The sequence below is a fragment of the Massilia yuzhufengensis genome (assembly GCF_900112225.1).
In the GTDB taxonomy this organism is placed as follows: domain Bacteria; phylum Pseudomonadota; class Gammaproteobacteria; order Burkholderiales; family Burkholderiaceae_D; genus Telluria; species Telluria yuzhufengensis.
The window spans coordinates 129929-144168 of the sequence record NZ_FOLD01000008.1; the positions used below are offsets into that span (position 1 = coordinate 129929).

A 14240-nucleotide genomic window follows, 5' to 3' on the forward strand; every position below is an offset into this window, starting at 1 on the left:
TGAAAAACCGCCCGATGCAGGGCCTCTACCTGGTGACACCCGACTGGGACGACACCGACTGCCTGCTGGCGGTTACCGGCACCGCGCTCGCCGCCGGCGCCGCGCTGGTGCAGTACCGTCACAAGAGCGCCAGCCCTTCGCTGCGCGTGCAGCAGGCGACCGCCCTGCTGGCGCTGTGCCGCCGCTACGGCCGCCCGCTCGTCATCAACGACCACCTCGACCTGTGCCGCGACCTCGATGCCGACGGCGTGCACCTGGGCGGCACCGACGCCCCGGTCGCCCGCGCGCGCGCGCTGCTCGGCCCCGGCAAGATCGTGGGCGCCTCCTGCTACGGCGAGCTGAAACTGGCCGAGGCAGCCGAGCAGGCCGGCGCCAGCTATGTCGCCTTCGGCGGCTTCTATCCGTCGCCGGTGAAGAAGTACACCTTCGTCACGCCGCCGGAACTGATCGACGTGTGGCGCAGCCGGGTGGCGCTGCCGATGGTGGTGATCGGCGGGATGACCCCGCACAATGCCGCGCCCCTGGTCGCGCGCGGCGCCTCAATGGTGGCCGCCATCACCAGCGTGTACGGCGCGGACGACCCGGATGCGGCGGTGCGCGCGTTCTGTGCGCTGTTCGGGCGGGATGAACCTACAATGGCGGAATAGTCCACTCTGCCTGCATGCCATGCGCCGTTCGCTCCGCCTGTTGACCCACACCCGCCGCCACCCGTCGGCCATCCTGCTGCTGGTGCAGCTGCTCGGCATGCTGCTCTACCCGTTCATCGAGAGCGAGCCGGCGGGCCATGTTGCGTTCAACGTGTTCGGCGTCGTGGTGCTGGCGCTGACCATCCGCATGGTGCGGCGCACGCCCGGCGAAACCTGGATCAGCGTGACGCTGGGAGCGGCCATCCTGGTCCTGCTGGCGCTGCAGACCTTCCTCGACCTGCGCCCCGAGCTGCTGCCCTGGTCGTCGGGGCTGGAAGCGCTGTTCTACTTCTACGCCGCCGCCAGCCTGATCGCCTACATGATGGGCGACCGCCAGGCCACCACCGACGAGCTGTTCGCCGCCGGCGCCACGTTTACGCTGCTGGCCTGGGGCTTCACCCACCTCTACCTGATGGTGCAGGAACTGCACCCAGGCACCTTCGCCGCGGCCGTCAACGCGGCGGCGCCGCGCACCTGGAGCGAACTGAATTACCTGAGCTTCGCGCTGCTCTCGAGCACCGGCATCGGCGACGTGATTCCGCTCACCACCCATGCGCGCGCGCTGTGCAGCATCGAGATGCTGGTCGGCGTGATGTACCTGGCGGCGGTGGTGGCGCGCCTGATCGGCTTTACCACCCAGGGCAAGGTGCATCGGCGCCACCCCAAGGCGCCGCCCGAGCCGTGGGAGCAGGACTAGCGGCACATATGCATCAAATTCGGCCCGCCACGCATTGACCGCGCGTAGCGCTGCATGCGATATTGGTTTTTTGCCACTTCAATGGAAGTCATCGCATGCGCCGTCCTGTCTCCACCATCGCTTCCGCCATCGCCCTGGCGCTGGCCGCCAATGCCGCCTGGGCCCAGGTGCCGGCCGGCGCCATCACCCCCGACTCGCTGCGCGGCCACGTCGCCTTCCTCGCCTCCGACCTGCTGGAAGGCCGCGGCACGCCATCGCGCGGGCAGGACATGGCGGTCGAGTACATCGCCGCCCAGTTCCGCCGTGCCGGGCTGGAGCCGGTGGGCGACGACGGTTATTTCCAGACCGCGAACTGGCAGTATGCCGAGCGCAAGGCCGATGACGTCGCGTTCAGCGTGTCGGGCGGCGGATCCTCCATCACGGTGGCGGCCGGGGGCGTGACCGGCAACTTCCTCGACCCGCTGGCGCTGGCCGCCACGCCGGCCGTGTTCATGAGCTGGAAGGAGGCGCTGGAAAACAGCGCCGCCGCCAATGGCAAGGTGCTGGTGGTGCCGGCTGCCGCGGTGCCGGGCGCGGCCCGCATCCTGCAGGAGAAGCTCACCAGCAAGCCGGCCCTGATCGTGCTGGTCGACCGTGAGAAGCGCCACGGCGCCGGTACCGGCGGCTGGCTGATCGATCCGGAGCAGGCAACGCCCAAGGGTGCGCCGCCGGTGCTGGTGCTCAATGCCGCTGACGCGGCGGCGGTGCTGGAAAAGGGCGGCGCCACCGTGACCGCGCGCGTGGCCGCGCCGTCGGTGCGCCCCGTCAAGCTGCGCAACGTGGCCGGCATCCTGCGCGGCTCGGACCCGAAGCTCAAGAATACCTATGTCCTGATGACGGCCCACCACGACCACGTCGGCATCCGCAATGGCGAGATCTATAACGGCGCCAACGACGACGCCAGCGGCGTGGTGTCGGTGATCGAGGCGGCCCACGCACTGGCCGCCCACAAGGAGCGCCCGCGCCGCAGCATCGTCTTCATGACCCTGTTCGGCGAAGAACTCGGCATGCTCGGCTCGAAATACTATGCGCGCCATCCGCTGTTCCCGCTGAAGGACACGGTCGCCAACATCAACCTCGAGCAGACCGGCCGCACCGACGACAGCGAAGGCAAGCAGCTCAATTCGATCGCCATGACCGGCTTCGATTTCTCCACCCTCAGCGACATGCTGCGCAAGGCCGGCGACGACACCGGCATCAAGCTGTGGAAGCACGTGAGCTTCAGCGACCAGTTCTTCGGCCGCGCCGACAACCAGTCGCTGGCCGACGTGGGCGTGCCCGCGCACACGCTGTCGGTGGCCTACGGCTTCCCCGACTACCACGGCAAGGACGACACCTGGGACAAGCTCGACTACGACAACATGGCGCGCGTGACGCGCATGCTGGCGCGCGGTGTGTACGACGTCGCCAACAGCACCACGCGCCCGGTATGGACCAATGCGCCGAAGGCGGCCGGCTACGCCACCAAGGGACGCGCGCTGAACGCGGCGCCGTGATGGAGGCGGGTACGAGCGCCTTCGTGGTCCGGCGGCTGGGAGCGGACGAATGGCAGGCCTACCGCGCCATCCGCCTGCAGGCGCTGGCGCAGGACCCCGACGCGTTCGGCAGCACCCTGGCCCTGGAACAGGCGCTGGCGCCCGCTACCTGGTCGGCGCGGGTGGCCAAGGCCGCCGTGTCGGGCATCGACTGTCCGCTGGTGGCCGAGGCGGCAGGTGCGCTGGTGGGGCTGGCCTGGGCCAAGGTGGATGGGGAACGGCCAGGCAACGTCAACCTGTACCAGATGTGGGTGGCGCCGCAGTGGCGCGGGCAGGGCGTGGCCGGGGCGCTGCTGCGCGCGGCCACCGCCTGGGCCAGGGAGCGCGGTGCGCAGTCGCTGGAACTGGGCGTGAACTGTGCGAACCCGGCGGCGATCGGACTGTATGCGCGCGAAGGCTTGCTGGTCGTCGGCGCGCCGTATCCGATGCGCGAAGGCACCGCGCTGATGGAACAGCGGATGCAGCTGGTCCTGTCAACAACATGGGACGCCGAGGCGTCCCATGTTGACATCACAACCAGGCCTTAGTTACCGCAACCCAGCGACGCAATGCGATCGCGCGCCGCCTTGGCCTGCACCAGGCCAAAGCCATACTTGGTATCGCGGCCGGCAGTGCCCAGGTCGAGCGCGCTCTTGGTAAGCGTCGAACGCATTTGCGCCGCGGTACAGGTCGGGTAGTAGCTCCAGACCAGCGCCGCCACCGCCGCCACGTGCGGGGTCGCCATCGAGGTGCCGTCGTAGTAGGCGTAGTTGCTGGCCTTGATGCCGACCGTCGCGTTCTGCCCCAGCTGGGATTTCATCGCGGTGCCGTCCGCCAGGGTCGCCGTGACCGACGGAATGGTCGTCACGGTGGTGCCCAGGGTGCCGCCGAAGGCGCCCGCAACGTTGTTGTAGACGATGGCGCCGACGCCGCCGCTGTTCTGGCAGTTCGACACCTTCACCGCGAAGTCGACGGTGCCGCGCTGGATCAGGCAGATCTTGCCCGCCATGGCGGTGTTGACCGCGTTGCCGATGCCGAAGTCGGCCAGCGGCGCAGTCGCGGTCTTGACCGGCGAGCCTTCCATCGCGCCAGGGGCGTAGCTAGCCGCGCCGACCGTCAGCACGGCTTCCTGGCCGCTGCCCATCGGGACCGTGGACAGCACGCCCACGCCGGGACCGGCCAGTTCGACCTTGCTGTTGTACTGCGAGAAGCTGGCCCAGGCCTTGTTCTCGTCGACCGCACCGACCGAGATCACGCTGGTGTAGCCGGCCGGGTAGGACGCGCGGGTGTTGCCGTCGTTGCCGGCGGCGGCGATGTTCAGGATGCCGGCGGTCGCCAGCGAGGCGAAGGTGTTTTTCTCGGTGGTGTTCTGGGTCGGGCCGCCGAGCGACATGCTGATGATGTTGGCGCCGGCCGCCTTGCACTTGTTGGCGGCCGAGGCCAGGGTCGACGAGTAGGCCCAGCCATCGGCGCCGAACACCTTCACGATGTGCAGCTTGACTTGCTTGTTGGCGTTGACGCCGACCACGCCGGTGCCGCTGTTGTTGATCGCGGCGATGGTGCCGGCCACGTGGGTGCCGTGGTGGTTCTCGTCGGTGTACCACCAGCCGGTGCCGGCATCGTATTCACCGGTGACGTTGTTGGCCGACAGGTCCTCATGGTTACGGTCGTAGCCCGAGTCGATGATGCAAATCTTGCGGTTGGCGGCGGCCGCGTCGCTCAGCTGGTCGGCCTGGACCATCTTGATGCCGTAGGGGACCAGCTGGCCCGCCGCGTACGGCGTGCCGGTCGACGGGGAGGTGAGCGCGAGCGGATAGCGGATCGCGTCTTCCTCGATGAATTCGACGTTCGGGTTGTTTTCCAGCCCTTTCAGTGCGGCTGCCGAGACTTCCATCGCCACCGAGTTGGTGCCGAAGATCTCGTGCTTGATGCTGCCCTTGGCCAGGCCGGCGACCGACGATTTCATCGCCGCAGCCACGCCGGGCTTGAAGGCGACGATAACGCGCTTGGTGTCGGGCGCTGCTGCCTGCACATTGCCGATGGCGCCAGCTGCCACCATGGCTGCCAGGCAAAGACGCAGGGATGAAACGCGAGTGTTCTTGTCTACCATGAATTCTCCGTATGAAAACAATGTTTTACGCCGCGGCTCTGTAGGGCCTTGTGCGCTGATGTGTCCGCATTGATATGCGGTAATTGAGTGTATTTGAAAAACATTTGCGTATGCATACAAGAGTCAATTGTGCACAGGATATATTTGACAAAGAACAGAAGGCTTGAGGTTCCTCATCCGTATGACCTGACACCGTGCTATCTTTTTCCCAAACGCCCGCGGCAAACGCGGCTTCCCAGCCCGCGACCGGCGCCCGAAAGCAGGCTGCGCCGCACGCGAACGCACTCCTTGTTATCATGTCAAACTTTACGGCGTTGCAAAACGGCGTCGCCCCACGCTTGTTCTGGAAATAAAGGGAAAACATGAAGACGAAGGCTGCAGTTGCATGGAAAGCGGGCCATCCGCTCACGATCGAGGAAGTCGACCTTCAGGGCCCGCAGGCCGGTGAAGTGCTGGTCGAAATCAAGGCCACCGGCATCTGCCACACCGACTACTACACGCTGTCGGGCGCCGATCCGGAAGGCCTGTTCCCGGCCATCCTCGGTCACGAAGGCGCGGGCGTGGTGGTGGACGTCGGCCCCGGCGTCACCAGCCTGCGCAAGGACGACCACGTCATTCCCCTGTACACGCCGGAATGCCGCCAGTGCGAATTCTGCCTCTCGCAGAAGACCAACCTGTGCCAGGCAATCCGCTCCACGCAAGGCCGCGGCCTGATGCCGGACGCGACGTCGCGCTTTTCGCTCGACGGCAAGCCGCTGTTCCACTACATGGGCACGTCGACCTTCTCGAACTACATCGTGGTGCCGGAAATCGCGCTGGCCAAGGTGCGCTCGGACGCGCCCTTCGACAAGATCTGCTACATCGGCTGCGGCGTCACCACCGGCATCGGCGCGGTGATCTTCACGGCCAAGGTGGAGGCGGGCGCCAACGTGGTCGTTTTCGGCCTGGGCGGCATCGGCCTGAACGTGATCCAGGCGGCAAAAATGGTGGGCGCCGACAAGATCATCGGCGTCGACCTGAACCCGGAGCGCGAAGCCATGGCGCGCAAGTTCGGCATGACCCACTTCATCAACCCGACCAAGGTCGAGAACGTGGTCGACGCCATCGTGCAGCTCACCGACGGCGGCACCGACTACAGCTTCGAATGCGTCGGCAACGTCACCACCATGCGCCAGGCGCTGGAGTGCTGCCATAAGGGCTGGGGCCAGTCGATCATCATCGGCGTGGCGGCGGCCGGCCAGGAAATCAGCACCCGTCCGTTCCAGCTGGTGACGGGGCGCGTGTGGAAGGGCTCGGCCTTCGGCGGCGCGCGCGGGCGCACCGACGTGCCGAAGATCGTCGACTGGTACATGGAAAACAAGATCAACATCGACGACCTGATCACCCACCACCTGCCGCTCGAGCGCATCAACGAAGGTTTCGATTTGATGAAGTCGGGCGAGTCGATCCGCTCGGTCGTCGTCTTCTAAGTTCCTCCGGGCGGGCCGTCCTGGCCTGCCCAATCCATCCTGTACCGCCAATCTTGCCGCCTGTCGCACCAGGCTGGCTGCTGCTCGCGTGCGCGCCTAGAGTTCACCTGTCGCCAGCCCGCGTGAACCGGGACGGCACAAAGTAGAAAAAAAGTTCTAGACAATTTTATCTAGAACTTTTAATCTAGATTCCAACGATAGCGGAGACCTCCCGATGAACCTGCTGGACCTTGCTGCGCCGGCCCTGGCCTGGGCGCTGATCGACTTCCTGTGGCAGGGGCTGCTGGTCGGCTGGGCTTGCGCACTGCTGCTGGCGCTGATGCGCAAGGCCAGCCCGCAAGCGCGCTACCTCATGGCCTGCGGCGCGCTGCTGCTGTGCGTGGCCCTGCCGCTGGCGGGAACCGTGCAGCGCATCGCACACGCCGATGCCGCCCCGGTGACCACGCTGCTGCCGATAGCGGCGGGGCAGGTGGCCGGCCTGGCGTCGGCGGCGCCGGCCGCGATGATCGACGCCGGCCGCGTCGCCGTCTGGGAGATGGCGCTGCAGGAGCGCCTGCCAATGGTGGTGCTGTGCTGGGCGATCGGCGCCGGCGTGCTGGCGCTGCGCATGGTGTGCGGGCTGGCCTGGGTGCGCCGGCGCAGCAAGCCGGGCCAGTATCGGCTCGACCCGGTGTGGCAGGCGCGCTTGGACAGCATGGCGCGCGGCATGGGCATCGCCCGCCGCGTCACGCTGGGCCTGGTGGACGACCTGGCCAGCCCGGTGACGGCCGGCTGGTGGCGTCCGGTGGTGCTGGTGCCGGCATCGCTGGTGTCGGGCATGCCGCCGCAGCTGCTCGAAGCGCTGCTGGCGCACGAGCTGGCCCATGTCCGGCGCTGTGACTACGTAGTGAATTTGATCCAGAGCGCGATCGAGATCCTGCTGTTCTACCACCCGGCCGTATGGTGGCTGTCGAACCGGATCCGCGAAGAGCGCGAACAGATTGCAGATGATGTAGCCGCAAGCACGCTTGGCGAACCGCGGCGCCTGGCACTTGCATTGTCCGAACTGGACCTGTTCCAGTTCACCCCGCAACTTGCCCCAGCAGCACATGGAGGAAACCTTATGTCACGCATCAAACGCCTGGTCCGCCCTGAGACCGAACCGCTGAACTGGAAACTGGCCCTGCCCATCCTGGGCCTGGCCACCTGCGCCGCGTTCTATTCCTGGGCCACGCCGGCCCATGCCGCCGACCCGCGCCCCGAGCCGGCGCCGCAAGCCGCCCCCCGCGCTGAACCTGCGCCGCAGCGCCAGGCCGTCGCCGAACGGCGCGTCACCCGCAGCATGGGCAGGGAAGCGTCGTATTCGATGGTGCGCGCCAATGACAAGGGCATGACCATGAGTGGCAGCAGCGACGACTGGGACGAGGTGAAGGAAGCCAGGCGCCGCATCGGCGGCGACTTCCTGTGGTTCCGCGAAGGCGGCCAGGCCTATTACGTACAAGACCCGTCTGTCCTGGCCCGTATCGATGCCGCCTGGGCGCCGGTCAACAAGCTGGGCGCGCAGATGGACGTGCTGGGCAAGGAAATGGATGTGCACGGCAAGAAGATGGATGCGCTCGGCAAGGAAATGGACGTCGCCGCGCGCGGCTTCAAGCCCGACGAGGGCAGGATGCGCGCGATCGAAGGCCGCATGAAGAAGCTTGGCGAAGAGATGGAAGCGCTGGGCAAGCAGTTCGAAGGCGCGACAACCGATGTCGAGCGTGACCGCTATTCGGCGCGCATGAGCGAGCTGGGCGATCAAATGTCTGCCGCGGGAAATGAGATGGGCCAGGTCCACAACGGCCCCGGCATGCGCCAGGCGCAAGTGTCGATGGAAACGATCGGCAAACGCATGGAAGAAGCCGGCAAACCGATGGACGTGCTGGGCAAGCGCATGGGCGTGCTGGGCAAGGACATGGAGCGCGAGAGCAAGGCGGCCGACAAGACGGTGCGGGGCTTGATTCGCGAAGCGCGGGAGAAGGGGCTGGCCAAGCCGGTGCCGCAGGCGGGGTAGGCCTGAACTATCTGGCGAATCCCTTCTATTGTTGCCACAAGAACGTCGTACGCGCCACTGGCACCTACGACTTCCGGCGCAGGCCGGAACAATGCCACTGGCATTGTTCCGCCCAATTTGCACGAGCAATCGCCACGCTCAACCTGGGCCCCGGCCTGCGCCGGGGCGACGGTTTTCAGTGTAACTAAACGCCGTCAGCCGTCACCCGGCGGCGTTCCAACTCACTTAGTGCTGCGCCACCTTCCCACGCCACGCACCGGTTTCCGACCCACGCTTCTCCAGCAATTCCTTGAAATTCGTCAGGTTGGCGCGCGCCTCCATGCGCACCGCGCCGACCGCGTCGCCCAGCTTCTCCAGCGCGCCGTCCGGCTCGTAGTCCATCTGCAGCATGATGCGGGTGCAGGTGTCCGAGATCTTGTGGAAGGTGACCACGCCGCCGTTTTTCACGCCGCTGGTGCTGCGCCAGGCGATGCGCTTGTCCGGGATTTGCTCGGTGATCTCGGCATCCCACTGCTTTTCTTCCCCGGCCACGTTGGCGCGCCAGTGCAGGTGCTTGTCGTCGAGCTGGCGGATTTCCTTCACACTTTTCATAAACTGCGGAAAATCTTCAAACTGGGTCCACTGGTTGTAGGCCGTCGAGACCGGCACATTGACCTCGACAGATTCCGCGATCGACGAGCTGGCGCCAAAGCCTTTGTCCTTCTTCAGTTTCTTCGACAGCAGCAGGCCGCCGACGGCGAGTGCGGCAACAGTAACGACGCGATTGAGCATGGGGTTTCTCCTTAGGGTTGGGAAGCCGGTCTGCTTGCATGACCGCTTCATGAGTAGGGTGCGAAGGCCACTCCATCTGCCTTGCATCTGTCGTTAAAATAAGCGAAAAGATAACAAGGCGGCGCGCGAAAGGATGGGATGGCGGCGCATGGCCTATACTGATGAGCACGGTTTTTCACCGCTCCAGAGGAGATCGAGATGAACTTGCAGGGAGGATGTTTCTGCGGTGCAGTTCGCTACGAAGTGACCGGCGAGGTCTTCAACAGCACGCTATGCCATTGCACCGATTGCCGTAAGGTATCGGGGGCGCCGGCGGTGGCCTGGTTCAGCGCACGCCGCGCCGACTTTCGCTATACGCGTGGCGAGCCGCTGCGTCTTGCGTCGAGCCCGCAGGTATTGCGGGGATTCTGCCGCGAATGCGGGACCACGCTGAGTTTCGAGGATGCGCGCTGGCCGGAAGAACTCGATATCGCCACGGCATCGCTCGACGACCCGCAACAGGTGCCGCCGCGCGACCACACCTTCGTGCGCAGCCGCCTGGCCTGGATGGACCTGCACGACGGCCTGCCGGAATATCCGACAACCCGATCGGCCGGGCAATAGCGGCAAAGTACGCTCGGGCAGCGCCGCGCCCGTTTGTAAAGCTGGATGGGCATACAGTAAACCCGGCGGTATAATGGGCGGATGCAGAATCTCCTCCATAACCTCAATCCCGAGCAGCTTGCCGCTGTCACCCTGCCGTCGCAGAGCGCCCTGATCCTTGCGGGCGCCGGTTCCGGCAAGACCCGCGTGCTGACGACGCGTATCGCCTGGCTCATCCAGACCGGCCAGGTATCGCCTGCCGGGATCATGGCGGTGACGTTTACCAACAAGGCGGCCAAGGAGATGCTGACCCGCCTGTCTTCCATGCTGCCCATCAATACGCGCGGCATGTGGATCGGCACCTTCCACGGCCTGTGCAACCGCCTGTTGCGCACGCACTACAAGGATGCGGCGCTGCCGCAAGCCTTCCAGATCCTCGACTCGCAAGACCAGCTCTCGCTCATCAAGCGCATGCTCAAGGCGGCGAATGTCGACGACGAGAAGTACCCGGCCAAGAACCTGATGTACTTCATCAACAACGCGAAGGACCAGGGCCTGCGCGCGCATGCGGTGGAGGCCTACGACCCGATCGAGCGCAAGATGGTCGAGCTGTACGAACTGTATGACCAGCAATGCCAGCGCGAAGGCGTGGTCGATTTCGCCGAACTGCTGCTGCGCTCGTACGAGCTGCTGGCGCGCAACGGACCGCTGCGCCACCACTATCAAATGCGCTTCCGCCACATCCTGGTCGACGAGTTCCAAGATACCAATGATCTGCAGTACAACCTGCTCAAGCTCCTGGCCGGCCACAGCGAAGAGGGCGGCGGCGCCATCTTCGCCGTCGGCGACGACGACCAGAGCATCTACGCCTTCCGCGGCGCCAACGTCGGCAATATGCAGGCTTTCGAGCGCGATTTCCGCGTCGAGAACCTGATCAAGCTGGAACAGAACTACCGCTCGCACGGCCATATCCTTGACAGCGCTAACTTCCTGATCGCCAACAACACCAAGCGCCTGGGCAAGAACCTGCGCACGGATGCGGGGCAGGGCGAGCAGGTGCGCGTCTACGAAGCCTCCAGCGACCTCGAAGAAGCGCAATGGATCATTGAAGAGAGCAAGAGCCTGATGGGCGAGGGCTTGCTGCGCAAGGAAATCGCGATCCTCTACCGCTCCAACGCGCAAAGCCGCGTGATCGAGCATGCGCTGTTCGCGGCCGGCATTCCCTACACCGTGTATGGCGGCCTGCGCTACTTCCAGCGCGCCGAGGTGAAGCACGCGATCGCCTACCTGCAGCTGATGGATAACCCGCACAACGATTCGGCCTTCCTGCGCGTGGTGAACTTCCCTACCCGCGGCATCGGCGTGCGCTCGATCGAGCAGCTGCAGATGGCGGCCGACACCTATGGCGTCTCGCTGTTCGCGGCGGTGCCCTACATGACCGGCAAGGCCGGCACGTCGCTCGGCAACTTCGTCAAGCTGGTGGAATCGGCGCGCTTTGAAACCCAGCAACTGGCGCTGCCCGAAATGGTGCGCGTGGTGCTGGAGCGCAGTACCCTGCTGGATTTTTACCAAAAGGAAAAAGAAGGCGCCGACCGCATCGAAAACCTGGAGCAGATGGTTAATGCGGCCACCCAGTTCGTGCAGGAAGAAGGCTTCGGCCAGGGCGCCCCGGCCCACCTGGGCCCGCAGGCGCTGCCGCAGGCCGGCGACGCCATCCTGAACCAGGACGGCATCGAAGTGTTTGATTCCGACGCGGCGCTGCCCACCGTCATGTCGCCGCTGTCGGCCTTCCTGTCGCATGCCTCGCTGGAAGCCGGCGACGCCCAGGCCCAGGCCGGGCAGGACGCAATGCAGCTCATGACGGTGCACTCGGCCAAGGGCCTGGAATTCGACGCGGTGTTCATTACCGGCCTGGAAGAAGGCCTGTTCCCGCACGAGAGCAGCGCCCGTGAAACCGAAGGCGTGGATGAAGAGCGCCGCCTGATGTACGTGGCGATCACGCGCGCACGGCGTCGCCTGTACATGAGCTTTACCCAGCAGCGCATGCTGCACGGCCAGACCCGCTTCAACATGAAATCGCGCTTCTTCGACGAGCTGCCCGAGGAATCGCTCAAGTGGCTGTCGCCGCGCGTGCAAACCAGCTGGTTCGCCGGCCGCAAGTCGCAGACCGCCTGGGACGACGCCGAATTCCGCAACGGCACCGACAACCGCATCGCCCAGCAGATTTCGCAAAAGTCCGCCAACGGCAACGGCTCCGGCTGGCGCGTGGGCGAATCGGTGGCGCACGCCAAGTTCGGCGAGGGCGTGATCGTGAATATCGAAGGCGGGGCGGGCGCTGCGCGGGCGCAGATCAACTTTGGTAAGGCGGGGATGAAGGTGCTGGATTTGTCGGTGGCGAAGCTGGAGCGGGTGGGGCGCTGAAGTGGAGTCCGAATAGACCACTAGCAGTTGAGTTGTCATGCGCGCCACTGGCGCCCATGACTCCCGGCGCAGGCCGGGATCCAATTTCTCGTCCGCAAGTCGCTTCAGCGGCTGATCGCAAAAATTGGGTTCCGGCCTTCGCCGGAACGACGGTTTTTAGGTCAGCGTAGAACGGCCTAGTTATTTGGCAAGATTAACCGCCACCCCATCCGCCGGCTTCCCGAAAATCTGCCTGTACCCCGCATACATCGCGCACTGCAGCAGCAGGATGAACAGGAAGATCAGCCACATGATCACCACCCGCGTCATATTCGACGCGCCGAGCAGCAGGGTGATCACCATGCAGATCCCGAAGAAAATCGCGAACCACGCCAGCAGCAGCACGATGAACACGCGGGCGCTGCGCACCACGGCGAAGAAGCTGTAGAACACCGCCTTGCCGGGCCCCATTTTCTGCCAGTAGGTCAGCGGCGCGGCGAAGCACAGCGCCATCAGGACCGCGACGTCGAGCCCGAAGATCACGAACATCGCCAGCACGTCCGAACCGGCCACCTGCGGCTGCCCGCCTTCGCGGCCCTGGCGCGCGACCTGTTCCCAGAAGCCCGGATCGACCGCGAAGCGCGTGACCAGGGCCATCAGCAGCGACACGCCCAGGTAGATCAGCCCCACCTTGCACAATTCCCGCACCACCGGCTTGCGGAAACCCGTCAGCAGCACCGCCGGCGAGACCCGCTCGCCGTTCTCGATCATGAGGCAGGCGCGCATGAAGGCCATCGAGAACGAGGGGATCAGCACCACCGCAATCATGGGCCCGAGCAGCGGCACGGCGCTGATGCCGATGCTGATCAGGATGTTCGCGAACAGCAGGGTGGTCAGCGCGGCGGGCTGTTTGCGGAACAGGCCGGCGCCTTGCTTGAGCCAGTGCCAACCGGTGATTGCGGGAATTGAATTCATACGGGGAGGGGGTGCGCGGGCCGGGCAATGCGCTCGCGCAGGATGCGTTCGAAGTGGGTGGGGTCGTGGGGCGTGAGCATTTCTGCGGCACGCGGGAGGTGGAAATCATACAGGCGCGACAGCCAGAAGCGCAGCGCGCCGGCGCGCAGCATGGCTTGCCATGCGGTCTGTTCTTCGGCCGTGAACCGGCGCACGGCGTGGTAGGCGGCCAGCAGGGCCTGCACGCGTGCTTCATCCAGCTCGCCGGTGGCCAGGTCGATGCACCAGTCGTTGACGGTGACGGCGACGTCGAACAGCCAGGTATCGACGCCGGCGAAGTAGAAGTCGAAGCAGCCGGTGAGGCGCTCGCCCTCGAACATGACGTTGTTACGGAACAGGTCGGCATGCACGGGACCGCGCGCCAGCGCGCCATAGGCCTGGGTCGCGGCAAAATCGCCCTGGAACGTCACTTCGTTGCGCAGCAGCGCCGCTTCCGGTTCCGACAGGAAGGGCAGCACCTGCGGCGCGGTGGCCGTGATCCAGTCGAGGCCGCGCAAGTTGGGCTGGGTCATTGGAAAATCGCGCCCGGCCAGGTGCATGCGCGCCAGCATGGTGCCGACTTCGGCGCAGTGCACCGGCTGCGGGTCCATCTGCGAGGCGCCATTCAGGCGGCTGACAATGATGGCCGGCTTGCCGTGCAGGGTGACCACCAGTTCGCCGCTGGCGTTCGGGACCGGTGCGGGCACGGGAATGCCGCGCTCGGCCAGGTGGCGCATCAGCTGGACGTAGAAGGGCAACTGCTCGAAGCCGAGGTTCTCGAAGATGGTCAGGACAAATTCCCCACGTTCTGTGGTGAGGAAGAAATTGCTATTGTCGATGCCGGAAGAAATGCCCTGGAGCGCGAGGGCGTCGCCGAGGGGGAACTGCTTGATCCACTGGGAAAGGTCGTCCAGTGTGACCGCGGTGAAAACTGCCATGTGCCAGTA

The 14240-nt window shown here is 65.5% G+C and carries 12 protein-coding genes; 8 read left to right on the forward strand and 4 right to left on the reverse strand.

Going from position 1 to position 14240, the window contains the following annotated elements:
- The first annotated feature begins 14 nt into the window (after window positions 1–14).
- The 4 genes from thiE (at window position 15) to BM031_RS09470 (ending at window position 3484) form a co-directional block, all read left to right on the forward strand.
- Window positions 15–647 carry a thiamine phosphate synthase gene (gene thiE / locus BM031_RS09455; protein ID WP_091874167.1) on the forward strand — a complete coding sequence of 211 codons (633 nt, stop codon included), beginning with the start codon at window positions 15–17 and terminating at the stop codon, window positions 645–647.
- Window positions 648–666: 19 nt separating this feature from the next.
- Window positions 667–1383, forward strand: coding sequence for an ion channel (locus BM031_RS09460; protein ID WP_091874169.1), 717 nt, complete (start codon window positions 667–669; stop codon window positions 1381–1383).
- A 95-nt stretch (window positions 1384–1478) separates the two neighbouring features.
- Complete coding sequence (locus tag BM031_RS09465) at window positions 1479–2918, forward strand: M28 family metallopeptidase (protein ID WP_091874171.1); 1440 nt, start codon at window positions 1479–1481, stop codon at window positions 2916–2918.
- On the forward strand, window positions 2918–3484 hold the full coding sequence (locus BM031_RS09470; RefSeq protein ID WP_091874172.1) for a GNAT family N-acetyltransferase: 567 nt from the start codon (window positions 2918–2920) through the stop codon (window positions 3482–3484). The genes BM031_RS09465 and BM031_RS09470 overlap by 1 nt, the downstream gene beginning before the upstream one ends.
- Here the strand turns inward: BM031_RS09470 and BM031_RS09475 are convergent.
- Window positions 3481–5046 (reverse strand): S8 family serine peptidase, encoded by a 1566-nt coding sequence (locus BM031_RS09475; RefSeq protein WP_091874174.1) that lies wholly within the window; start codon window positions 5044–5046, stop codon window positions 3481–3483. The genes BM031_RS09470 and BM031_RS09475 overlap by 4 nt on opposite strands.
- Before the next feature lie 362 nt (window positions 5047–5408).
- On the opposite strand from BM031_RS09475, the gene BM031_RS09480 reads away from it, so the two are divergent.
- Together BM031_RS09480 and BM031_RS09485 are read left to right on the forward strand one after the other, a co-directional pair.
- Window positions 5409–6515: an S-(hydroxymethyl)glutathione dehydrogenase/class III alcohol dehydrogenase gene (locus BM031_RS09480; protein WP_091874175.1), complete on the forward strand. Its 1107-nt coding sequence runs from the start codon at window positions 5409–5411 to the stop codon at window positions 6513–6515.
- A gap of 214 nt (window positions 6516–6729) precedes the next feature.
- Window positions 6730–8547 carry a M56 family metallopeptidase gene (locus BM031_RS09485; RefSeq protein ID WP_091874178.1) on the forward strand — a complete coding sequence of 606 codons (1818 nt, stop codon included), beginning with the start codon at window positions 6730–6732 and terminating at the stop codon, window positions 8545–8547.
- A gap of 225 nt (window positions 8548–8772) precedes the next feature.
- On the opposite strand, the gene BM031_RS09490 is transcribed toward BM031_RS09485, so the two are convergent.
- Window positions 8773–9318 carry an SRPBCC family protein gene (locus BM031_RS09490; protein ID WP_091874179.1) on the reverse strand — a complete coding sequence of 182 codons (546 nt, stop codon included), beginning with the start codon at window positions 9316–9318 and terminating at the stop codon, window positions 8773–8775.
- 198 nt (window positions 9319–9516) lie between these two features.
- Between BM031_RS09490 and BM031_RS09495 the strand changes: the two genes are divergently transcribed.
- On the forward strand, window positions 9517–9921 hold the full coding sequence (locus BM031_RS09495) for a GFA family protein (protein WP_091874181.1): 405 nt from the start codon (window positions 9517–9519) through the stop codon (window positions 9919–9921).
- 81 nt (window positions 9922–10002) lie between these two features.
- Window positions 10003–12321 (forward strand): UvrD-helicase domain-containing protein, encoded by a 2319-nt coding sequence (locus BM031_RS09500; protein WP_091874182.1) that lies wholly within the window; start codon window positions 10003–10005, stop codon window positions 12319–12321.
- A gap of 180 nt (window positions 12322–12501) precedes the next feature.
- Here BM031_RS09500 and BM031_RS09505 read toward each other — a convergent pair whose 3' ends face one another.
- Complete coding sequence (locus BM031_RS09505; protein ID WP_091874184.1) at window positions 12502–13275, reverse strand: BPSS1780 family membrane protein; 774 nt, start codon at window positions 13273–13275, stop codon at window positions 12502–12504.
- Complete coding sequence (locus BM031_RS09510) at window positions 13272–14231, reverse strand: homoserine kinase (protein ID WP_091874186.1); 960 nt, start codon at window positions 14229–14231, stop codon at window positions 13272–13274. The genes BM031_RS09505 and BM031_RS09510 overlap by 4 nt, the downstream gene beginning before the upstream one ends.
- Window positions 14232–14240 lie beyond the last annotated feature (9 nt).